The sequence below is a fragment of the Edwardsiella sp. EA181011 genome (assembly GCF_000800725.1).
Lineage (GTDB): Bacteria > Pseudomonadota > Gammaproteobacteria > Enterobacterales > Enterobacteriaceae > Edwardsiella > Edwardsiella anguillarum.
In genome coordinates this window covers 2,744,118-2,765,911 of the sequence record NZ_CP011364.1, presented here as the reverse complement: position 1 = coordinate 2,765,911, position 21,794 = coordinate 2,744,118, and the positions used below count along the sequence as shown (strand labels likewise).

Sequence of the window (21,794 nt, the reverse complement as noted above, 5' to 3'; positions counted from 1 at the left end):
TTCAGGCGTTATGGCCGTGACCGCGGGCCGTCGCCCGGGCCTGACGCAGCGCCGTAAAGTATTCGTCGCACAGCAGTGCCTCTGCCTGGGGCATCTGCCCCAGCGCCTGCTGCCCCAGCGCCTGCGCCAGACGTTCGACGTCTGACTTTTCCTGCACGCTGGTCAGGGCATAGCAGTCGGTCGCGAGACGGTGGGGAATGCCGTCGGCATCGGCCACCGTGGTGGCGAAGCCGGCATGCTGCAGCGCGTGACGCAGCTCGGTGCGCGCCGCGTCGTCGCTGGGCAGCGCCGTAAAGCGGACGATATAGCAGGCAACAGTGGATTGACTCATGGCATACCTCAGAGGATCTGCGAATCTCCTCAAGAATAGACTAAAAATGTGTGCAAAAAGGTGAAAGGAGCAACAAAGCGTAAAAATCAGCTAGCCACGCCCCTTTTTTTTCTGGCACCATTCCCCAATTCAATTTTTACGCACAAAAGTAGAGGTGTCGTGACGGTGAAGATTCGACTCGGTTGTATGTTGGCTGTGCTGCTGCTGGCCGGATGTGCCAAACAGCATACGCCGGCGCCAGCCAAAGTAACGCTTAATCAGCATTGCGGGGGTTCTTACGCGATGCGGCCGATATGGATCTGGCGGATGACGGCGAGTTCTCGACCTATATCCGCAGCGCGGCCAACACCTACAATGTGGATGAGACCCTGATCAAGGCGATCATTCAGGTGGAGTCGGGCGGCGATCCCCGGGCGGTGAGCCGCTCCAACGCGATCGGCCTGATGCAGCTAAAGCCCTCGACCGCCGGGCGTGATGCCTATCGCAAGAAAGGGCGCTACGGTCAGCCGACCACCCGCGAGCTGAAGGATCCGGCGGTCAATATTGACCTGGGTACCGCCTATCTGAATATTTTGAAGAACCAGCAGCTGGCCGGGATCACCAATCCCGAGACCATGCGTTATGCGATGATTGTGGCCTATGCCAACGGAGCCGGTGCGATGCTGCGGACCTTCTCCCGCGATCGCGATACGGCAATTGCCAAAATTAACCGTATGACGCCAAAGCAGTTTTACCAATATATTCAGAAGCGTCACCCGGCCGCTCAGGCACCGCGCTATCTGTGGAAAGTCAATACCGCCTATCTGGCCATGGCGCGTTAATTCAGGCTCAGTCCTGACTGTGGTTAGCCCCGGTTCGGTAGTAGGTTAACCACAGTCATCCCCCTGAACCTCCCGAGGAAACCGTTTGGGTTGCCTCGGGAGATGGTTTTTTATGCTATAAAACCTGCTTTTTGTGACTTCTCCCGCAAAATTTTATATCATTGCACCCGCACTTATTCTGCCACCCTTCGCTCGTTGCCGTATTACCTCCGCATTTGCTGTGTCAATGCCGCTGGGATAACACGCCTGCTACCAAGGTAATGCCGCGTCGGCAGGGGGGCAGTGTTCCGGGCAGAACAGGATGTCTGCATGAGCCTATCGTCCGTATAAACAAGGTATGACGAATTAATGACCGTACTTTCCACTGATGTCGGGCAAAACGCCGGTACGCGGCTGTCCCGCTGGAATAAAAATGATACTGTCTGGATGTTTGGACTGTATGCCACCGCCGTGGGGGCGGGGACGCTGTTTTTACCGATTAACGCTGGCCTAAACGGGCCGCTGGTGCTGATCCTGATGGCGCTGCTGGCTTACCCGCTGACCTATTTGCCCCATCGGGCGCTGTGCCGTCTAGTGTTGTCCGGCAGCCGCCGCGATGGCGATATTACCGATGTGGCAGAGGAGCACTTTGGCACGCTGGCAGGCAAGGGAATCATGGTGCTGTATTTGCTGGCATTCTTCCCCATCGTGCTGGTTTACAGCATCTCCATTGCCAATGCGCTGGAGAGCTTTTTAATCAATCAGTTTCATGTGACGCCGCCGCCGCGCCTGTGGCTGAGCTTTGGCGTGGTCGCCCTGCTGGCGCTGGTCCTGCGCACGGGGCGGGAGACCATCGTGGCCGCCATGGGGGTGCTGGTATTTCCGCTGATCCTGTTTTTAATGGGGATCTCGCTGTACCTGATCCCGTATTGGCAGCCCGCGCATTTTTTCTCCGGGCTGGGACAGACCTCGCTGCGCGATCCCGCGCTGTGGCGCTCGCTGTGGCTGGCGGTGCCGGTGATGGTATTCTCGTTTAGCCATGCGCCGATCATCTCCTCGTTTGCCTCCAGTCAGCGTCAGCTGTACGGCGAGCAGGCGGAGCGCCGCTGCGCGCGCATTATGCGCTACAGCTACATCATGATCTGCGTCAGCATTCTGTTCTTCGTCTTCAGCTGTGTGATGAGCCTATCCCACGCGGATATGCTGGCCGCGAGGGAGCAGAATATTACCGTGCTGTCGAGCCTGGCCAACCGTTTCTCCAACCCGCTGATTGCCTATCTGGGGCCGGTGATGGCGATCCTCGCGATGTCCAAGTCCTATCTGGGTACTTCGCTGGGGGTAACGGAGGGGGCCACCAGCCTGATCGACGGCGTATTTCGCAGCGTGGGATGCTCTGTCTCCTCTCAGGTGACCAACCGTATTGCGGCGATCGTGCTGTTTCTCGTGACCTGGCTGGTGACCTACCAGAACCCGAGCGCGCTGCACATTATTGAGACGGTCAGCGGGCCGCTGATTGCGGTGATCCTGTTTATTTTGCCCATGTACGCCATTCATCGCATTCCCGCGATGCGCAAGTACCGTTCGCCCAGCAACCCCTTTGTGCTGTTGATGGGGCTGATCGCGCTCTCCGCGCTGGTGTACAGCCTGCTGTAACGTCGGGTTAAGCGCGCGAATATCAGAAAGCACAACGCCCGCATTGCGCGGGCGTTGTGTCATCGGCAGGGCGCCGATGCGGCTAGGCCGTTGCCGTCGCTCGCTGCGGCAGCGTGATGATCCGGGTACAGACCTGATCCAGCAACGCCTGCTGATGGCTGAAGATGATCATGCCCAGCGGACGGATCTGGCTCTCCTGTAGCAGATAGCGCCAGATATCGCGCTGGATCGCCGGATCCAGCTGCGCGGTGATCTCATCGGCTATTAGGTAGCGGGTGCGTGGGTCCAGCGCCCGCAGCAGGGCGATACGGGCCAGCTCGCCGCCGGACAACTGGCTCGGCTTTCGCTGTAGCCAGTGGGGCTGGATATGCAGGCGCTTTAGCGCCGTCGCATCGGGACGCCAGGCATCGTGCAGGGCGGCGCCGGTGCTGCGCCAGGGGTTAAAGGTCAGCTCCGGGTGCTGGGGAACCAGTTGTACCGGGCAGTAGCCGCGCCGCGGCAGCGGCTCCCCGTCCGCCTGCAGCGTCCCGCTGGTCGCTTTTTGCCATCCGGCCAATACCCGTCCCAGGGTGGTTTTGCCAAAGCCGCTCGGCGCGCTGATCCCCAGGCGCTCTCCCGGACGCAGGCTGAGCTCCAGCCCTTGCCACAGGCACTTTCCCCCCTGGTGGACGGTTAAATCCTGGCAGATCAGCATGGGGTACGCTCCAGATCAGAAAATAGGGTGCCGCGCTCCGGCAGCGCCTGCCACTGGCGCATTAATCGCTCACTGATTTCGCCGCGCTGCAGCTGCGCGCTGCTGACGCTGTCGCTAACCTGGCCCTGGTGCAGGGCGACGATGCGATCGGCGTGCTGCGCCGCCAGCATCAGATCGTGGGTGACCCACAGAATGCCGCAGCCTTGCTCACACAGGCGCCGTAGCTGGCGCAGCAGCTGGTGCGCCAGCGTCGCATCCAGCCAGGCGGTGATTTCGTCGGCCAGAATATAGCGGGCATGACTGAGGGAGGCGTGACAGGCCAGCACGCGCTTGGCCATACCGCCGGAGAGCTGGCGCGGGTAGCTGTGCATCACCGTCGCCGGATCGAGATGGCTTTGGCGGAGCACTGCGCTGGCCTGCTCGGCGTCCCAGTGCTGACCGGCCAGATGGCGGGTACGCTGCAGATGGCGCTCGATATTGAGCAACGGGTTGAGCGCGGAGACGCCCTGCGGGACATAGCACAGGGTATGGCCGCGCAGGCGGCGGCGCCCGTCGGCGGAGAGTGGCTTTCCGTCCAGGCTCAGCGTGCCGTGGCTGCGCAGATTGGCGGGCAGCAGGTCGAGCGCACACTGCAGTAGCAGGCTCTTGCCTTCGCCGCTGCCGCCGACCAGCGCCACAAGTTCACCGGGCGCGACGTCGAGGGTTATTCCCTGTAGCAGGGGAGACCAGCGGCGGGTGCCATACCAGCGGTAGTGGGCCGCCTCCAGGGTGACGTTGTGAAAACTTAGCATGACTCACTCCTTAGCCACAGCCGCTGCAGGGCGCGGGCGAACTGATCGAACAGCAGCACCAGCATCAGCAGCATCAGGCCGGGAAACAGTACCAGCCACCAGTTACCGTGGCTGATAAAGCGCAGCGCATCGGCCAGCAGTAGCCCCAGCGACGGTTCGTGCGGCGCCAGGCCAAAGCCCAGGAAGCTGAGCGCCGCGCTGTGCAGGACGGCGTGCGGGAACATCAGCAGGGTTCCGGTGAGCCACTGCGGCAGCAGGGCCGGCAGATAGTGGTGGCGCCAGCAGTAGACCGGGCCGTTGCCGATACGCCGGGCCAGCGTCAGGTAGTCGCTGTGCGCTATGCGCTGGGCTTCGGCGCGCAGGATCAGCGCCAGGCGCGGCCAGTGCGTCAGGGCGACGGCCATGATGACGCCGCTCTTGCCGCCACCGAGGGTAAAGCAGATCAGGATCAGCAGCAGCAGGTGCGGCAGCGCGAGCATGGTATCGGTGAGCAGACGCATCAGGGTATCCAGGCGCGGGTGCAGCTGGGATAGGGCCGCCATCAGTAGCGCGATAATTCCGCTGCACAGCGCGGCGCCGGTCCCGATTTGCAGGCTGGTGAGGGCGCCCTGAAAGCTGCGCAGCCACAGATCGCGCCCCATATTGTCGGTTCCGAACCAGTGGAGGGCGCTGGGCGGCTGATGGCGTGCTAGCAGATCGATCGCCAGCGCCTGATCCAGGGAGGTATAGGCATACCAGGCGATCAGCAGCAGTAAAAATGAGGCGATAAACAGGCGCGCCAGCGTGGGGGCAGGGTTATACAGCATCGGGTCGCTCCAGAGCGCGGTTCATGCGGCGGATCAGCCAGGCCGCCAGGGTATTGCCGACAAAGACCAGCAGGGTACTGAACAGGACGATCCCCATCAGTAGGGGAACGTCGCCGCGCAGACCGGCGTCGATCGTCGCCTGCCCCAGTCCGGGATAGGCAAACACCTTCTCCGCCAGCAGGGCGCCGCCGAGCAGCTCACCCAGAGAGGCAAACTGTAGGCACAGTGCCGGGGTGATCGCGTGACGCAGCACCTGGCTACGCAGCAGTGACCAGCCGCGATCGCCCTGGGCGCGGGCAAAGCGGACAAAGTCACTGGCCATGACGCTGGCGATTTTCTCCCGGGTATGCAGGGCGATTTGCCCCATCCCCAGCAGGCTGAGGGCGCAGACCGGCAGCACCAGATGGCGCAGCCGCTCGGACCAGCCTGCGCTGGCGGCGTTGCCGCCGGGCTCCCAGGCACAGCATACCGGCAGCAGCGGCCAGTGCACGGCAAAGAGCGCCAGCAGCAGCAGGGCTATCCAGAAGGTCGGCAGGGAGGAGAGCAGGTAGCTTAGGCGGCAGATCAGTCGATCTGGCCAGCGATTCAGGTAGCGCCCGGCCAGGCAGCCCAGCCCGATGCCGGAGAGGCCGGAAAGCAGCCAGGCGCCGGCGAGCAGGGAGAACGAGGTGGCAAAGCGCTCGCCGATCACGCTGGCTACCGGGGCGTTAAACAGCATGGAGTAACCCAGATCGCCCTGCAGCAGACGCATAAACCAATGGCCAAAGCGTTGCCACTGGGGCTGATCCAGCCCCCAGCGGGCGGCGATCCTGGCGTACTGCTGCGGCGGAACGTGCAGCAGATCGTTACCGATATAGGCCCGGATGGGATCGACCGGTGAAAAGCTGAGCAGTACAAAGGTGCCGGCAGCCACCAGCACCAGAAGCAAAGCCAGCCGCAGCAGCGGGGCAAGCAGACGCATCATTAACGGCAGGTCCAGGTCCAGTCATCCAGATTGTTCAGCAGCGACCAGCTGCCGTGAATTTCCGGGGCGCCTTTACCCAGGTTGACGCAGGGATTGGCCAGATAGGTGTGCTGAATATTCAGCAGCCAGGCCCAGGCGGCATCGCCCTGGACGCCGGCGCCCTGCTGCCCATCCCACTCGACCTGCTGCCAGAACGGCAGCGCCTTGCGCCAGTCAGGGGCGTCCACCGCCTGCTGCAGATGGCGTTCGACCGCCGGATTGCTGTAATAGCCGGGGTTATAGTACTCCACGCCGGCGGCTTTGCCGCTGTAGTGGTGATACAGCTCCATGGGATCCAGGCTACCCCAGCCGAACAGGGTCGGGTTGGCGTGCATGTGGCGCTCAACGGTTTCCCAGCTGCCGGACTTCAGGGTGATGGAGATCCCCAGCGGCTGCAGCATGGCGCGCACGGCCTCGGCGATGTCGCGACGGGTGCTGTCGCCGCTGGCGTACCACAGGGTCAGACGGGCGGCCTGGCCACTCTTTTCACGTACGCCGTCTTTGCCCGGCACCCACCCTGCCTGATCCAGAATCGCCTTCGCTTTAGCGAGATCGCCATCCTTAAAGGCGATGTCTGGATTTTGCCACGGCAGTCCCTGTACGGCGCTGTAGGCCGGAATGGCGTGGCCCTCCATCAGCGTATCGGCCAGCTGCTGGCGGTTGATGGCGTAGTTGATGGCGCGACGGATCGCGACGTCGGCGGTGATATCGTTGCCGATCGGATTGCCTTCGGCGTCTTTTTTACCGGCGGGCACCGTGGGGAAGACGATGCCGCGGTTTTCTACGCTGTCGCGCACCCACAGCTTCAGGTTTTTCTGCTGGGGCGCCACGGCCATGGAGGGGGCGATGCGCACCAGATCGAGCTGTCCGCTCTGGGCGGCAGCGTAGGCGTTATCTTCATCCAGGAAGACGAAGACCAGGCGATTGAAGTCGTTTTTCTTCCCTGCATAGTAGGGGTTGGCCTCGACGATCAGCTGCTGACCGGGCTGAAAGCTGACCAAGCGATAGGGGCCGGCGCCGATGGGCTGCTTGGCGAAGGTTTTCGCGTTGTAGTTGTCGCTGGGAACGATGCCCAGCGAGCCCAGCACGTTGACAAAGGTGCTCTGCGGCGCGCTCAAGGTGATCTCAACGCGGCGATCGTCCAGCGCGCGCGCCTGGTTGAAGTTGCCCATATCGATCTTGCCGCCGCTCTGCGCCGCCTTATTGTAGGTAAAGACCACGTCTTCGGCAGTCAGGGCTGAGCCGTCGGAGAACTTCAGATCCGGCTTCAGGGTCAGTACCCATGTTTTGCCATCGTCGCTGGTGCTGATCGCCTCCGTCAGCAGGTTGCCCCAGCTCATATCGGCGTTCTGGCGTAGCAGGGGGGCGTGCAGCAGGAAATAGCTGCCGTGGCTCCAGCCTAGCATCGGGTCAAAACCTTCCGTCGGCTCGGCGCCGATGGCCATTTTCAGGGTGTGGGACGCCGTTGCCGGTCCGGCGGCCATCAACGGGGCTTGCATGGCGAGCGTGAGGGCGCAGGAGAGTAGTGTAATTCGGCCGATATTCATCATTATATTCCCAGACTTTTTGTCGTTTATTTCATCATCGCGACGTCACTGTCGCGACATGTGCGCACGGTGAATCGGGTATACCGCGCAGCGGGGAGAGTTATAGCAAACCCCCGGCAGGTAAACATGATGTAGAACAGGAAATGTATGCACTTTACATAACTTCTGCATACGGCAGTGTAGAAAATGATCGCCGGGAAGAGAAGCGTTTATTTTGCATACAGCCGCCGGACCGTCGGGAAAAAACGCTGGGGATTCTGGATTAATGACCCTACCAATTCCATAATAGTGAAGGAGTATGGTAATTCATTGCAGTTGAGCTGGCGTAAAAGGAAATGATAATGGACTGGTATCTGAAGGTTCTCAAAAATTACTTTGTATTTTCCGGTCGGGCGCGCCGCAAAGAATATTGGTGGTTCGTCCTGATTAACTGCATTATCTCCATCGTGCTGGCTATGGTGCAAAAGGCGCTGGGCTGGACGTTTGAAAACGGGGAGGGGTTCCTGACCATCCTCTATAGTCTGGCGGTATTAATTCCATCCATCGCAGTTTTGGTGCGCCGTCTGCATGATATTGGCCGCACCGGCTGGTGGGCGCTGATTGGCCTGATCCCGCTTATCGGCTGGCTGGTGCTGCTGATCTTCACCCTGTCGGACAGCCAACGCGACAGCAATGCCTATGGCCCCAACCCGAAAGCGTTGTCCTGACGCTGTGCCAGAGATGGCCTGAGGGTCGGGCCATCTCTGGGTTATCTCCGCCCGTCACATTTTGCGTCATATTTTATATTCTGAAACAATGCAGCTAGAAGATTAGCAACCGGACGGTTGGCCGGGCTGCGTTTTGTGCGTAACCTAACGGTTTAGGTTACTTGCTATGCCGTATCGCAGCCGCCCGGCGTCTGCGCATGCCGCCCGTGCCCCCATTTGCATGAATTTGTTAAAAGACGCCATTCGCGATCATGGTGCCGAGTCGGCGCTGTTTCTGCGCCGCACGCTGATTGCGCTGGTACTGGTTATCCTGTGCTTCACCGTGCTGGTCGCTAACCTGTACCACCTTCAGGTGCAGGATCACGCCGAATATCAGACCCGTTCGGATGCGAACGACATCAAAACCCTGCCGGTGTCGCCGGTGCGCGGACTGATTTACGATCGTCACGGTACGCCGCTGGTGGAAAACCAGACGCTATACCAGATTTCGCTGGTGCCGGGCAAGATCCCCCATCTTGACCAGACGCTAGCGGCGCTGACGCCGCTGCTGGATCTGACGCCTCAGGAGATTGCCGATTTCCACCAGGCGATGAAGCACGCCCGTCGTTTTGCCGAGGTTACCCTGAAGGAGGGGCTGAGTGAGCGCGAGGTCTCCCGGTTTGCGGTCAACGAGTTTGCCTTTCCCGGGGTGATGCTTTCGACCTATCAGCAGCGTTATTATCCCTACGGGGCACAGCTGGCGCACGTGGTCGGCTATGTGTCTAAAATCAACGATCGCGATCTGCAGCGCCTCGACGCCGAGGGGCAGCTGGAAAACTATGCCGCCGACCACGATATCGGTAAACAGGGGATCGAGCGTTATTACGAATCGCTGCTGCACGGCAAGACCGGTAGCCAAGAGGTCGAGGTTGACAGCCACGGGCGGATAGTGCGCTATTTGAAAGAGCAGCCGCCCCACGCCGGCGCCAGCCTGTATCTGACGCTGGATCTGCCGCTGCAGCAGTATATTGAAGGGGTGTTGAAAGGGCAGCGGGCAGCGGTGGTGGTGATGGATCCGCGCGACGGCGGCATTCTGGCCATGGTCTCCAGCCCCAGCTACGATCCCAACCCCTTCGTTAATGGGATCTCCTATAAGGCCTATAGCGCGCTGCTGCATGACACGGCGCTGCCGCTGATTAACCGTGTGACCCAGGGGATCTATCCCCCAGCCTCGACGGTGAAACCCTATATGGCCAGCGCGGCGCTGCTGGCGGGGGTGATCACCCCGCAGACGACCTTCTTCGGCGCCCCGACGTGGACGCTGCCTGGCACCCAGCGTCGTTACCGAGACTGGCTGAAGAGCGGGCACGGGATATTGAATGTGGTGAAGGCCATTGAGGAGTCGGCCGATACCTTCTTTTACCAGGTTGCTTATGAGATGGGGATCGATCGCATCCACCAGTGGATGAGCCAGTTTGGCTATGGTCAACTGTCCGGCATCGATCTGGATGAAGAGGCGCGTGGGGTCTTACCCGATCGCGACTGGAAGATGCGGGTGCATCATAAGCCTTGGTACCAGGGGGATACGGTATCCGTCGGCATTGGGCAGGGATATTGGACGGCGACGCCGATTCAGATGGTGAAAGCGCTGGGGATCCTGATTAACAACGGCAAAGTGGTGACGCCGCATCTGCTGTACGCTATCCGCCGCGGCCAGCAGGTCGTGCCCTATCGCCAGAGCCACTTCACGCAAATCGCCACCCAGACGTCGCCGGTCTGGGACATCGTCAAACGCGGGATGTACGGTATGGCCAACGATCCCAACGGCACCGGATATAAGTATTTTCATACGGCGCCCTATCAAATTGCCGGTAAGTCAGGGACCTCACAGGTCTTCGGTCTGAAGCAGAATCAGGTCTATAACGCCAAGATGATCCCGGTCAGGCTGCGCGACCATATTTTCTATACGGTATTCGCCCCGTATCCCCACCCGCGCATTGCGATGGCGGTAATCTTGGAGAACGGCGGCGGGGACGGCGTGACGGCGGCACCGGTCACCCGCGCGATACTGGACTATATCTTCCGCCCGGCGGCGGTATCGCCGCCAGCGGCGCCACGGGCAAGCGCCCCGCCGGATCTGCGCCGTGCGGTTTGATGAGGGCTACATAAAGAGCCAGAAGACCACGACCAGCGGAAAGCTCATTGGCCAGGTTAGTCCTACCATAACGGCTGACAGCAGGCGTATTTTCATGGAGGGATCTTTCGTGGCAAAAAACGTCACGAACGCACAAAAAAGTACGCCGACGCAGTAGGCCGTTTTAATAAACGACCAGATTTCGGGATGCATGTGTAACCTAATAAATAATCAAATAAGTGGCGCAGGGCTGAGCCCGACGCAATGCGACACCTGCGGTATCGCTAAAATGTAAACGCTGTGTGTGAGAGTTATGATGGCAAATTTTCGCCCCTGCGCCAAGGGGGAATCCTCTCCGGCGGCAGAGGATTGCCGGCCGCCTCAGCGGCAAGCCGGCATGACACCTGCGGCGAGGGGACTCAGCGTACGACCAGTACGGCGGTAGACGCGTGCCGCACGACCGAAGCGGCCGTCGAACCGAGCAGGTAGGTGGTAATATCCGGGCGATGTGAGGCGACGATGATCAGATCGGCGCCGATCTCCCCAGCTTGCAGCAGGATCCGGTCGCGCGGGGCGCCGATGGCGATCGTGCAGTGTACGCGATCCTCCGGCAGGTTAAACTGGGCGGCCACCTGCCGTAGTCCGGCCTCGGCATGCTGTAGACGATCCTTTTCTGACGGATAGTGGCCGACCGGCAGCGAGCCCATGCCGTAAAAACTGCTCAGCGGCGGTAGCACGGCCAGGAAATGGATATGCGCATCCTCCTGTCTGGCGAAGTTTTCTACGTGCGGGATCACCAGTCTGGACATGTTATCTTCGGTGAGGTCGATGGGAACCAGAATGGTCTTGTACATACAATCTCCTGTTTTTTAGGCAAAAGTAAAGTAATGGCCCTGCCTGTTAAGTGTAGCCCGTTTTCCCTTTCCGGGCGCCGAGTTCACCCCAAATAATCCTATGCAGCCGATCCGCCGCCGCACGGTCGAGCCAATGTCACCGATGACGGCGGCGGGGATGGCGCGGGTACTGTCGATGTGGGCCGGGGTGTGATAGGTTAGATTAGCGTCTCCCGATGGCGGCTGCGGACGTTTGCCAGGCCAGATCGAGGGGAGACACCCGGATTGACTCCTGTTTTTGGCGAGGTCGTGTAATGAAAGACGCGTTGCTGTTCAATGAAGCCTGTCAACTCATTGGGCTGGCGGTGATCCGTTTGCACCAGCATGGGCTGGAAGTAAACAGCGGGAATATTCTGGCGCACCTGCAGGCCCATGCGTCGATGGCGGAGCATGCGCCCCGGCAGAGGCAGATAGCGGAGACGGCGATCGATATACTGGGCGATCTCTAGGGCGCGCTCCACGCCCGATACCATCAGGATGACGGCGCTATCACTCGTATGCCTCTTGCCGCCACATCCCATCTCAGATGCCCGTTTTGCACCGGACGTTTTCATTAGCGACGGCGCGCCTCAATCACCTGCCGCGGGGTAACGTCGTGGGAAAAGGCATTGCCCCTGGCACCATGATGATGTTTCGGCTTCCTGCGCTGCCGCAGCTGACTGGACTGGCCGATCCATCTGTAGAGAAACGCTGACGTCGTGTTCCAGAACCATATGTTGTGGCGGTCCCGGGCGGTGCTTTCCGCGCGCGAAACGTCATCGATCAGGTCGCACTCCAGCGCGACAAGGTTTTTTTCTATGATCATGCCGTGCTGACTGAGCCCCCCGAGAATAGGCTGCGAGCATTGCTAAGCGCGATCCCGATCCGGCGCGGCTTGGTAGGATGAGCGAGATAGCCAAACGCCTGCCACATCCCCCGCCGGTGTGTGCGGCAGAGTTTACCGGTGCGATGGGGGTCAGCCGCCAGCCCGCCGAGAAAGGCGGGGCGTCGATGATCCGGCCGAAGAGGGCGTCGGTACGATGTGTTCAAGCACGCCCATATCGCTCCCCCACTGACGATGAGGGGACAAACGATGGGGATAAGATGAGTCATGACAGAGGATCCGGGGGCGCTTCGCTATGTGGCAGCCCGTTGCCTGCACCGTAATCCGTAACGGTGCTCAGCACGACGAGGGGCGAAGGGGGATGATACATTCAGGCGGCCTGGCATCCCCCTGCCGGTGCCTCAAGGGGAGAGAGAGCTATTGGACGCCACCGGTGGCGTGAGCGCTTAATCTGAGGCGCTTGGCCCGTGGGCTGGCGCGGAAGGCGGAAAAGGGGGGAAGGCTCCGCCGCCTAACCCGGTATGGCTCTATTCTGGTTTTTTTATTTTTCCGCCAGCGGATATAATGAGGGTCACGCTTTGATTTAATGCCAGGTTACGTCCTATGCTTGCTGAAATAATAAAGCGATGCCTCAATAATGACGCCGGATGTCAATCCATTTATCATTCTGAAAAAATTGACCCGCTGGCTGAGGTGAGCATCGTCATTAATCTATGGGAGATTAATGGAGAGATAAAGTTATTATTGATGAGAGAGGATGACCTGATCCCCTCCAACGGGAGCGTTTGCCCGGAGTGTTGGATTAAATGGGAGGTGCTGAATGCTGAGGAGGTCGGTATTACGCCCAGATACAAATCTTTTATCAGTGAGTGTCAGCAGAACTACTGGCTGAAGCAGCAGCTGCTCCTGCCGTGATCAAGATAATAGCGGCTACGTCGTGCGGTGAAGCGTGGCGGCCAGGCGGCGAGGAGAGCGCCGGATAAGGCCCGCCAGATCGTTGGCGTATAGCGCTATGGCGCCGTTGGAATGTAGCTAACGTCCATGGCGTCAGCGCACTGGTCAGCCGGTCAGCCGGCCAGCCAGGCGGATCGCTGGGGAGATAGCTCCCCGAGATCCGACTACGTTGTCCCCCTGGGCACCACCGTACCAGACGCGCTGAATATCGTTTTGCACGGCCGGGGAGTGTATCGTGTATGCCCGGCGCTACGGCTGGAACAACCGCCGGTGATCGTGAGTAAGGCCCTAATCAGCGGCGATTCTTATAACTAAATCTTTATCGACCAGTCAAAAGTCCACGGAGGCGATACATAGCCGAATTCTGCCGGGAACTCCCGACGCTCGTCGTGGGAATCTGTACCGCTACCGATATAAACTCCATCTCCATGAACTACTACTGAAGATTTACGGTTTAAACGGCAACGGACTGAAGGGACGAATAGTGGTTTATTGGCTAAACGCTACCGTTACTCCGATTGAACCACATGCTACTTGCTATCGCGACCGATTACGATTATTACACGACGATTAGGAGATTGGTTCAATCTGCTTTAAAAACTGAATTTCAGGGGCTTTCTCCACGATCCCTGTTATTTCGTTGAGCAATGAAATAAAGTAAGGCATCTTACAATGGTGGTCAAATGCAACCTGATCGATAAATTGTTCTTGGAATACTAAAACATGGGGATGGAGGCTGTCTTCATATAAGAAATAGCGCACGCAGCCAGGCTCCGCTCTGCTTACCTTGACCATCTTCAACAAAATATCACGAAGCATGATTTCTTTTCCTTTCTTCGCTGTAAAGGTGGCGGTTAAGTTTATCATCGTGATTCCTCTTTTAAATCGCAGTTGTTTATGGGCGCAGTTTATTGATATCTTCCGGCTCTTTCGATAAATTCAATTTGATAGCCATCAGGGTCACTGATAAAGAAAAACGTTGCCAGTACCTCTCCTTGATGATGAAATGTCTTAACTTCTCCCGGTGTTAATCCTGCTACAAGCAATGCGGCATGTGTGGTGTTGATATCACTAACGGTAACAGCAAGGTGCCCATAGCCGGAGCCATGCGAGTAAGGAGTATCTCTATTTGTGTTATAGGTTAACTCTAGCTCAAATGCGCTTTCTTGATTAGTAAGATAGACGAGGGAGAAATCGTCAAAGTCACATCGTTGCTTCACTTTGAGTTGTAATGCCTGAGCGTAGAATTTGATGGATCGATCCAAGTCAAAAACTCGAATCATTGAGTGTATCATTTTGGCCATGGTGCGCTTTCCCGCTGTTATCAATGAGGATAAAGATAGAGTTTTGTTGCTGACTGAGGGTAGTAGCTATTTACTACCGAAGTATTTTTCCTGGTGGGGGATGGTTACCTGGACGCGAGGGCCGCGGACACCGGCTTATCGGTACTGCCAGGCCTCTTTTACATTGCTTCCCAGAGAGTGCGCGGAATATGCCGAGGGTAGGCTCACATAGTCAGGCCAATCAGCCACCGGCATATGGATTGCTTTGATCTGATATGCGACAACCTGCGCCAGAGCGGTATGCGGTGGGTGAGTGTGTCAGCGCGACCATGGTGTATTGAATATGAATATAACGAAGAACATCCTGCGTACAGGATAGTCTGTCATCGCTCCTTTCTAAACGGCAGAAAGCGGCCAGAGACGCTGACTGGCAGACGGTATTAAAAAGCGAAGGGATGACTGGGGTGACCGGCGCGAGAGATAAACGGGGTTAGCCTCTCGCCGTAGATAAAAGGCGGCACGGTGCAGATGAATGTTGAGGCGGCTATATGTTTGAGTGATGACGGTGTCTTAGGTGTGCCATGTTACGCCTCACTAAATTGAGCAACCGTATTTTCGAGGTGTATCAAGCATGAGCATCTCAGCAATGATGAGAAGTTTTTCATATCGATCTTATTATCTAAGGCTTCCATGTAGAGCTTGGAGATAAACTGCCCTAACGTTTTTCCCTGAGATATGGCGAGATTTTCTAATATCTCCCAGAATTTGTTTTCTAGGCGTATGCTGGTGACGTGACCACAGATACGTACGGAGCGGGCACTACTGGTATAATTAAAAGGGCTTTGCCCAGAAAAAACTGTACACATAAACCATACCTGATTGCTAACAAGTGTTAACTATAACATGGATGGAGACCATCGCGTAGTACTCCAGTACTACGCGATAGCTCACGGGGTGGTGATAGCCTTACGCTTCTTTCTCTGTTGGTTTGCTGTGGATGACGGCTCTGAGTTCCCCACAATATTAGAACCTGGCCACATCAGAGCGCCGGGCATTTTGCCGACTTGGGATAAATTTCCCTGGGATCTAGCTAGTTAACGATGCATGGGGCTATTTCGGTTATATGCATGTTGCCACTGCTCGATATTTTCCTGCATATCGTCCAGTGACAGTAACCTATGAGCGTTCAGACGTCCATCCTAAAGGAATGTTGCTCGTATGTTGCTTTAACTTTTCCTGGTTGTGAAAATTAATCTTGGAAACTCCCATATTTCTGCAGACTTCCTCTACTTGAGTGCCGGTTTCGGTTTGCTTCAGAGCAAAAGCAGCCTGTTTCTCGATATAATGTATCTTTTCCATGCCAGAAAACCTCTTTTTTCAGGAGAAGAAAGACCGAAAGCACTACTTTACGTTGGTACTTAACAAAGGGGGAGTGGTCAGCCAGTCAGATTACTGCTGTGTCAGTAAACGAGCCAGGTCGGTTCACGTCAGTTTTAATACTTATACCCGGGCGAAATTGCACATCCATTAACTAAGCATGCTGGCACGCTTATACTGTTGATTTGCTAATAATCACAATTAGAATTTTTAATTTTCAATTTCAATAAAAAAGCAGGATTATGTGAATAGTCATGTAATCTCATTATTCTGAGCATATTATCATGTATCGGTTCGTTAACAAAAATGAATCCTTTGCTGCATATGGTTTTGCTGATTTCTTTTTGTCTCACCACAGTCTTGCTCAGCCAGGTAAAGATGTCAGTATTAGAATACTTACCGCTGAATTGCCTTACAGTGCTAGTCAGCATTGCATACTTCAAGAATTAGCTGTTAATATTGATGATGATTTTTGTATCATACTTGATGGTGTAAAAACAAATCAGGAAGCCGATGGTATTTGTTTTTTAAATGAGAAGGTAATTGTTGCTAGTCTTGGGCTCTCCATTGAAAATATGAAAAAAATAGTCGCCGTTATTGATGATGTCATCAATGGCGTGCTTGAGTGTGATAGATATCAAAGAGAGCCTGATGCGCTTATCTGCGCTTTAAATAATTCAACCGGTTATAAGCTTTGTCTAGCTCCACTTAATCACTCAGAATTCCGGGTTCTCAGGGCTATCGTGGATGGCCAAGGAACCGCTATTTCTGCAGGGCAATTACATAGAAGCGTGAAGTCAATTTCTAGTTATAAACGTAGTGTTATGCGAAAGTTAAAGGTTAAAAGTATATCTGAGCTACATTTCAGGCTTTGCTTAGTCAATATATTCCCCCAGGAAGGTGTGTTTTTCCCCGTGAAAATAACGTATCAGACATGACAAATAGGTGGAGCTATCGATGTAGTACTGATATGCGGTTGAATGACTTTTCACCTATCCTCCTGAAAAACGTCCTCGAAGACGATTTTTAACAAGATTTGTCGAATAAATCCTCTTTGAGATAGGTTGCTTTGCAACAAACTACCTTTATCAGGAAAAAGAGATTGTACCAACTGACTTTCGTGGGCTTGTCCGGGCTCTGTACGATGCTTAACGGGAGACATCTTCCGTCTATAGCTAGATGGATTTTGGTGCAAAAACCACCGCGAGAGCAACCCAGGTTGCCATCTCAGGTGATATCGGGATGTTTTTTTGTGCTCAGGTGCACATTTGAGTGCACTGGTATTACGGCCATCGGTAAGACGGTGAAAGTTAAGAGATAAACGTAATTCATTGAAAATGATATTAATCACTTCTGATTTTTATTATCGATTAAATCGGTTGTAAATGGGTTTCCCATAGTCCGTATCGTTCAGGAAAATCGCACTGTGGTGTACCGTAGTATAATCTGCTGTGAAAACATGACATTACTATACTCAGGTGATGAAAAGATACTGCTTAATGCAGGGGGAAGGTTATCTTTCATGGATTCTCGCGCTTTATGGAATGGTTGATATAATCATTAGTGCCATTGGTAATGTTTTGCAACAGAAACCATCGATTGTTCCGCATGCTTAGAAGTCGAGGCTATTCTCTACTTAAATTCTTGGGATGAAACAAATGAATAAAATCTATAGTGTCATATGGAATCATGCAATTATGGAATGGACTGTTGCATCTGAGTTGGGGAGAGGGAGAAAAAAAGTTCATCCCCCAGGTCGGGATCTAAAGTCAAAGGTAATGTTTATCTGGTTGCCCTGGCATTACCTCTTATGGCCGGGAATACGTATGCACTCGACGTTAATGGCTATACTGATTTCAATTCTTCAACAACAATTTCAGACGGCTTGCAGTGGAATACTACGGCAACGGTACAGGTTGATGCCGGAGCAGATGTCGTTGTTTCAAATCCGTTAGATAGCTTAACATTGAATATGGCCCCTGCCGGTGGTGGTAATACGTCTTTGTGGATAAATGGGGGAACATTAACTGCCAGCAACACCGGAACCTTGTTGATGGGAAACAATAGTATGCTGCAAATAGGCGGAGCCCATCTGGGCGGTCTTGATGCTACACAGCAAGGAGGCTCATCCGGAATTCTGTCAGTTGGCGACTTAAAAACTTCGTCTGGCGCAACGGATGCAACCATCTGGATGTTTGGCTCGTCAACTACGACCGCTAAATTATATGCGGACAGTATTGATCTTGAAGCTGATAGAAATAATTTCAATATTGCTTCGGCAGGTGCTTCGGAGTTGGCTGGTGATATTTATGTTAAAAACAACATGACTATAATTAATAAATCTGGGGGTTCGTTTCAGTTACTTGGTGGTTCAACTCTTGATGTTGGCGGCAATCTCTATCTCGATACAACCAATGGTCGTCTTCTTGTTACCACCAATGATAATAAAGGTTATGGGATTAATGTCGGTGGTGATTTTACATTGATAAATAATGTTAGATTATCATCTAATATAAACGATGTTTCTACTGATGCTGCTATTTACTCTACTGTTGTAAATGTCAATGGCAATATCAATTTAATAGGGCAAAACGTTGGACGAAAGGGGCTGCAAATTATTAATGGCACTGGTTCTGGGATAACAACGCTTGGCAATTTTAATATATCATCCACAGTAAGTGGAAATACGACTGATGTTATTTTTGGCCATGCAGCCAAAGTCAAAAGCGCCAAGGATATTAATATCAGTAGTGTAGCTGGAGGGGGGTTAATCTTTATATTGGGGACTCAAAATATGGCTCTCCAGCGGATATTTCTGCAAATAGCATCACCATGTCAGGGGACGGAAAAAATAAAATCATATTCAACAATAACAAACCACATGGAATCGGTGCGGATAGTTATGTATTTGATGTGTCAATAAATGGCATAGGCAATGTTGAGCAGCAGACAGGGCATACAACTTTAAGTTCTGCATCAAATTATAATGGTGGAACCGTAATAAACGGTGGTTTACTATCGATCACCAATAACAAAGCGTTAGGAGCTGGACGTGTTGCTATTAATACAGACATGACTGACCCTACTACGGGGCTAGATATAGCATATGCTGATGGCTCTGATTTTGCTAACACATTGAATGGAAATGGAAATACAACCATTTCTGGTGATGCAAAAATCGTCAGTGACAATAGCAGTTATATGGGGAACTGGAATGTGGTTGGTGTGGGGAGAACAGCAAAGGATGTGACGGATAGTCATATTGGCTTTGGTTCTGGAAATGTAAACATTTTCGCTTCCGGGTCTTTCATTGCTGATACCAGTGGTTCATTTAAATTTAATAATAAACTTACTGGTGATGGTCAGTTTATTGCAATGAATAATGGTGGTAACTTTGATTTTGCGTCATCAGTTGGTAATGAATTTACCGGTGATGTGCTTCTCGAAAATAATGAATTTCTTCTGGATGGAGATAACACTACCGCACTTGAAAACGCCACGCTACATATCGGGAATAATAATATAACAACTGTTGGTGATGGAATAAAAAATATTGGTAGTATTAGCTTCAATGGAGGAACGCTTGTATTTGGTCACGTTTCACCAGGAAGTATGATTAGTGACAAATTTATTGAAGCTAGCACAAATCTTGATCTTACAGGTACAGGAACTATCCAGGTCACCAATGGCGATAGCTTTATAAATACTCCCCACACGCCGGATGGTTCACGCCCGTTGCTTCAGCAGGATGATAACGGGGTTATGGTCAAACTAGCGGATAGCAAAGGGAGCGTAGCGGGTAGTGGTGGTAACCTTAATTTAATAGATGAAAATGGTAATGCTATTTCCGATGCCATCATAACTGATATCAGCCAGAACGGAGAAACGATTGCTAAAGGTACCTATGATTATCGACTGACCAGTAGCGATAACAACGACGGGCTGTATATCAATTATGGACTGACCAAAGTAGAGCTTCTAGCACAAGGTGATAATGCACTAACGCTGACAGCAGAGGGTAATATTGGAAATGAAGCTGACCTAAGTGCTCAAGTAGTCGGTAAGGGTGATCTACGCATTAATACAGATACTGATGTATCATTGTCAAATAGTGAAAACAGTTATACCGGTGTTACATGGGTGACAGCTGGCGGATTAAAAATGGGTAATAATAATGTCTTGGGGAATACCCAATTGCTAAATTTGGCTGATGGAACCCATCTAGATATGAACGGCTATACCCAAACGCTACAGAATCTGAACACAGAAACCGGCAGCACCTTCGATTTTAACCAGGGCGGGTTGACGGTAAATAATGGCTCTGTAGCTGGCACACTGGTTGGAGCAGGAAGTCTTACCGTCACTGGAGGGGCGCTGACGGTAAGCAGTAATAATGAAAATATGTCTGCAGATACCACTATTACTTCTAATGGTATGATCCGAATGCTTGCTACCCAGGCGCTGGGTAGTGGAAAATTAAATAATCAAGGCGTTTTATATCTTGGTCAGAATGATGCTACATTCGCCCTGCCTGCGGCAACAACTCTTGCCCGACAATCACAGTACCAGGTCGGAGAATTAACCAATAGCGGTACGATAGTTATTGGTCATAATGATGCAAATAACAATCCTGTTGCAGGTACCACTCTGACAGTAAATGGAAATTATATCGGTGATGGTGGACATCTGCAGTTTAATACTGTGCTCGGAAATGATAGTTCGCTGACGGATAAACTTGTGGTAACCGGCGACACTTCAGGGAAAACTGGGGTAAGTATAACCAATGCAGGAGGGAAAGGTGATGAGGCCATAAATGGTATTGAGATTATTTCTATAGGTGGGAGTTCGGCAGGTGAGTTTACTCAAGATGGGCGAATTGTGGCTGGTGCATATGACTACTCGCTGGTGCGAGGGAAAGGCGATAGTAGTAACAATTGGTATCTAGTTAATAATGGAAATCCAGTTCCTCAGCCGGATGTTCGTCCGGAAGGGGGCAGCTATGTGGAAAACCTTGCTGCAGCCAACAAAATGTTTAATACAACCCTGCATGACCGTCTCGGTGAAACTCAGTATATTGATGCGATTACTGGTGAGAAAAAAGTTACTAGCCTTTGGCTACGCCAAATTGGCAGTCATAATGGCTGGCACGACAGTAGTGGTCAATTAAAAACACAGAGTAACAGTTATGTTTCTCAATTGGGCGGTGATATCGCTCAGTGGTCTTCAGACGGTCTTGATCGCGCTCATTTTGGTTTGATGGCCGGCTACGGTAATAACAAAAATAATACGCATTCTTCAGTAACCAGTTACAGTTCAAAGGGATCTGTCAGCGGTTATAGCGTTGGAGCTTACGGAACCTGGTTTGCAAATGATGTTGATAAAGCCGGTTTGTATGTGGACAGCTGGCTCCAGTACAGCTGGTTTAATAACCACGTAAATGGGCAGGAGCTTTCTGATGAATCCTACAGTTCAAAAGGTATTACGGCTTCAGTTGAAACCGGCTATACGTTTAAAATGGGCGAATTTACTGGTAGTCATGGTATGCGCAATCAATGGTTTATCCAACCCCAGGCACAAGCAATCTGGATGGGGGTGAGGGCTGACGACCATCGTGAGAACAATGGTACCCGAGTTAATAATGATGGAGATGGTAACGTTCAAACTCGCTTGGGATTAAGGCTCTACTCGAAAGGCCACCATGCGATGGATGCAGGTAAAGAGCGTGAATTCGAACCTTTTATTGAAGCTAACTGGCTGCATAATACCCGTAGCTTCAGTACAACTATGGATGGCGTCCGCATCACTCAGGCTGGCGCCCGCAATCTCGGCGAAGTGAAAGTCGGTATTGAGGGGCAGATTAATCCACGAGTGAATCTGTGGGGAATGTCGGCACTCAGATGGGGGATAAGGGGTACAATGATACTAGTGCAATGGTAGGTATTAAGTACAACTTTTGATATCAACTTGACCGGGGATTATTCCCCGGTTTTTCTGGACTGACCCCACCACGCTTGGCAAT

General features: G+C 53.6%; 20 protein-coding genes and 4 pseudogenes. 10 read left to right on the top strand and 14 right to left on the bottom strand.

Annotated features, from left to right (window positions below; genetic code table 11):
• Nucleotide 1: 1 nt before the first annotated feature.
• Nucleotides 2-331 (bottom strand): type V toxin-antitoxin system endoribonuclease antitoxin GhoS, encoded by a 330-nt coding sequence (gene ghoS, locus QY76_RS12065; protein WP_034165051.1) that lies wholly within the window; start codon nucleotides 329-331, stop codon nucleotides 2-4.
• Nucleotides 332-496: 165 nt separating this feature from the next.
• On the opposite strand from ghoS, the pseudogene QY76_RS12060 reads away from it, so the two are divergent.
• Nucleotides 497-1,152, top strand: a pseudogene (locus QY76_RS12060) (transglycosylase SLT domain-containing protein).
• Nucleotides 1,153-1,500: 348 nt separating this feature from the next.
• A complete protein-coding gene (locus QY76_RS12055) occupies nucleotides 1,501-2,784 on the top strand; it encodes a serine/threonine protein kinase (RefSeq protein WP_045427588.1) in 1,284 nt (427 codons plus the stop codon).
• An 82-nt stretch (nucleotides 2,785-2,866) separates the two neighbouring features.
• Here the strand turns inward: QY76_RS12055 and QY76_RS12050 are convergent, their stop codons facing one another.
• From QY76_RS12050 to QY76_RS12030, 5 genes are read right to left on the bottom strand one after another with little or no spacing between them, the layout of a single operon-like run.
• Nucleotides 2,867-3,478, bottom strand: a complete 612-nt coding sequence (locus tag QY76_RS12050; RefSeq protein WP_045427591.1) for an ATP-binding cassette domain-containing protein — start codon at nucleotides 3,476-3,478, stop codon at nucleotides 2,867-2,869.
• A complete protein-coding gene (locus QY76_RS12045; RefSeq protein ID WP_034165054.1) occupies nucleotides 3,472-4,269 on the bottom strand; it encodes an ATP-binding cassette domain-containing protein in 798 nt (265 codons plus the stop codon). The genes QY76_RS12050 and QY76_RS12045 overlap by 7 nt, the downstream gene beginning before the upstream one ends.
• Nucleotides 4,263-5,075 carry an ABC transporter permease gene (locus QY76_RS12040; RefSeq protein ID WP_045427594.1) on the bottom strand — a complete coding sequence of 271 codons (813 nt, stop codon included), beginning with the start codon at nucleotides 5,073-5,075 and terminating at the stop codon, nucleotides 4,263-4,265. Before QY76_RS12040 ends, QY76_RS12045 begins: the two co-directional genes overlap by 7 nt.
• The gene (locus QY76_RS12035; RefSeq protein ID WP_045427597.1) at nucleotides 5,065-6,039 is read right to left on the bottom strand and encodes an ABC transporter permease; all 975 of its coding nucleotides are present in this window, start codon (nucleotides 6,037-6,039) and stop codon (nucleotides 5,065-5,067) included. The genes QY76_RS12040 and QY76_RS12035 overlap by 11 nt, the downstream gene beginning before the upstream one ends.
• The gene (locus tag QY76_RS12030; RefSeq protein ID WP_071844170.1) at nucleotides 6,039-7,628 is read right to left on the bottom strand and encodes an ABC transporter substrate-binding protein; all 1,590 of its coding nucleotides are present in this window, start codon (nucleotides 7,626-7,628) and stop codon (nucleotides 6,039-6,041) included. The genes QY76_RS12035 and QY76_RS12030 overlap by 1 nt, the downstream gene beginning before the upstream one ends.
• A gap of 338 nt (nucleotides 7,629-7,966) precedes the next feature.
• On the opposite strand from QY76_RS12030, the gene QY76_RS12025 reads away from it, so the two are divergent.
• On the top strand, nucleotides 7,967-8,332 hold the full coding sequence (locus tag QY76_RS12025) for a DUF805 domain-containing protein (RefSeq protein ID WP_034165058.1): 366 nt from the start codon (nucleotides 7,967-7,969) through the stop codon (nucleotides 8,330-8,332).
• A gap of 220 nt (nucleotides 8,333-8,552) precedes the next feature.
• The gene (gene mrdA, locus QY76_RS12020) at nucleotides 8,553-10,466 is read left to right on the top strand and encodes a penicillin-binding protein 2 (RefSeq protein WP_034165059.1); all 1,914 of its coding nucleotides are present in this window, start codon (nucleotides 8,553-8,555) and stop codon (nucleotides 10,464-10,466) included.
• 6 nt (nucleotides 10,467-10,472) lie between these two features.
• Here mrdA and QY76_RS12015 read toward each other — a convergent pair whose 3' ends face one another.
• On the bottom strand, nucleotides 10,473-10,658 hold the full coding sequence (locus tag QY76_RS12015) for a GhoT/OrtT family toxin (protein WP_034165060.1): 186 nt from the start codon (nucleotides 10,656-10,658) through the stop codon (nucleotides 10,473-10,475).
• Nucleotides 10,659-10,864: 206 nt separating this feature from the next.
• Nucleotides 10,865-11,299 (bottom strand): universal stress protein, encoded by a 435-nt coding sequence (locus QY76_RS12010; RefSeq protein WP_034165061.1) that lies wholly within the window; start codon nucleotides 11,297-11,299, stop codon nucleotides 10,865-10,867.
• Nucleotides 11,300-11,592: 293 nt separating this feature from the next.
• Between QY76_RS12010 and QY76_RS12005 the strand changes: the two genes are divergently transcribed.
• Nucleotides 11,593-11,787, top strand: a complete 195-nt coding sequence (locus QY76_RS12005; RefSeq protein ID WP_015461414.1) for a DUF2767 family protein — start codon at nucleotides 11,593-11,595, stop codon at nucleotides 11,785-11,787.
• Nucleotides 11,788-11,891: 104 nt separating this feature from the next.
• Here the strand turns inward: QY76_RS12005 and QY76_RS12000 are convergent, their stop codons facing one another.
• Nucleotides 11,892-12,143, bottom strand: a complete 252-nt coding sequence (locus tag QY76_RS12000; protein ID WP_045427603.1) for a hypothetical protein — start codon at nucleotides 12,141-12,143, stop codon at nucleotides 11,892-11,894.
• Between the two features lie 621 nt (nucleotides 12,144-12,764).
• Between QY76_RS12000 and QY76_RS11995 the strand changes: the two genes are divergently transcribed.
• Entirely contained in the window at nucleotides 12,765-13,076 is a 312-nt protein-coding gene (locus QY76_RS11995; protein WP_049648824.1) for a hypothetical protein, read from the top strand.
• 609 nt (nucleotides 13,077-13,685) lie between these two features.
• Here QY76_RS11995 and QY76_RS11990 read toward each other — a convergent pair.
• From QY76_RS11990 to QY76_RS18045, 4 genes are all read right to left on the bottom strand, one after another.
• Nucleotides 13,686-13,982, bottom strand: coding sequence for a putative quinol monooxygenase (locus tag QY76_RS11990; RefSeq protein ID WP_034165063.1), 297 nt, complete (start codon nucleotides 13,980-13,982; stop codon nucleotides 13,686-13,688).
• Between the two features lie 41 nt (nucleotides 13,983-14,023).
• Nucleotides 14,024-14,419 carry a VOC family protein gene (locus QY76_RS11985; protein WP_034165064.1) on the bottom strand — a complete coding sequence of 132 codons (396 nt, stop codon included), beginning with the start codon at nucleotides 14,417-14,419 and terminating at the stop codon, nucleotides 14,024-14,026.
• A 563-nt stretch (nucleotides 14,420-14,982) separates the two neighbouring features.
• Nucleotides 14,983-15,264, bottom strand: coding sequence for a ribbon-helix-helix domain-containing protein (locus tag QY76_RS18050; RefSeq protein WP_049703772.1), 282 nt, complete (start codon nucleotides 15,262-15,264; stop codon nucleotides 14,983-14,985).
• 310 nt (nucleotides 15,265-15,574) lie between these two features.
• Nucleotides 15,575-15,757 (bottom strand): hypothetical protein, encoded by a 183-nt coding sequence (locus QY76_RS18045; RefSeq protein ID WP_049648823.1) that lies wholly within the window; start codon nucleotides 15,755-15,757, stop codon nucleotides 15,575-15,577.
• 302 nt (nucleotides 15,758-16,059) lie between these two features.
• Between QY76_RS18045 and QY76_RS18040 the strand changes: the two genes are divergently transcribed.
• Complete coding sequence (locus QY76_RS18040) at nucleotides 16,060-16,713, top strand: LuxR family transcriptional regulator (RefSeq protein WP_034165065.1); 654 nt, start codon at nucleotides 16,060-16,062, stop codon at nucleotides 16,711-16,713.
• Nucleotides 16,714-16,856: 143 nt separating this feature from the next.
• Here the strand turns inward: QY76_RS18040 and QY76_RS19385 are convergent.
• Nucleotides 16,857-17,211: pseudogene (locus tag QY76_RS19385) on the bottom strand (IS5/IS1182 family transposase); the annotation flags it as partial.
• A 213-nt stretch (nucleotides 17,212-17,424) separates the two neighbouring features.
• Between QY76_RS19385 and QY76_RS19720 the strand changes: the two are divergent.
• The 3 genes and pseudogenes from QY76_RS19720 to QY76_RS18500 all read left to right on the top strand — a co-directional run.
• Nucleotides 17,425-17,505: pseudogene (locus tag QY76_RS19720) on the top strand (ESPR-type extended signal peptide-containing protein); the annotation flags it as partial.
• Nucleotides 17,506-17,585: 80 nt separating this feature from the next.
• The gene (locus QY76_RS18795) at nucleotides 17,586-18,698 is read left to right on the top strand and encodes a hypothetical protein (RefSeq protein WP_235439399.1); all 1,113 of its coding nucleotides are present in this window, start codon (nucleotides 17,586-17,588) and stop codon (nucleotides 18,696-18,698) included.
• 149 nt (nucleotides 18,699-18,847) lie between these two features.
• A pseudogene (locus QY76_RS18500) lies at nucleotides 18,848-21,732 on the top strand (autotransporter outer membrane beta-barrel domain-containing protein).
• The last annotated feature ends 62 nt before the right edge of the window (nucleotides 21,733-21,794 follow it).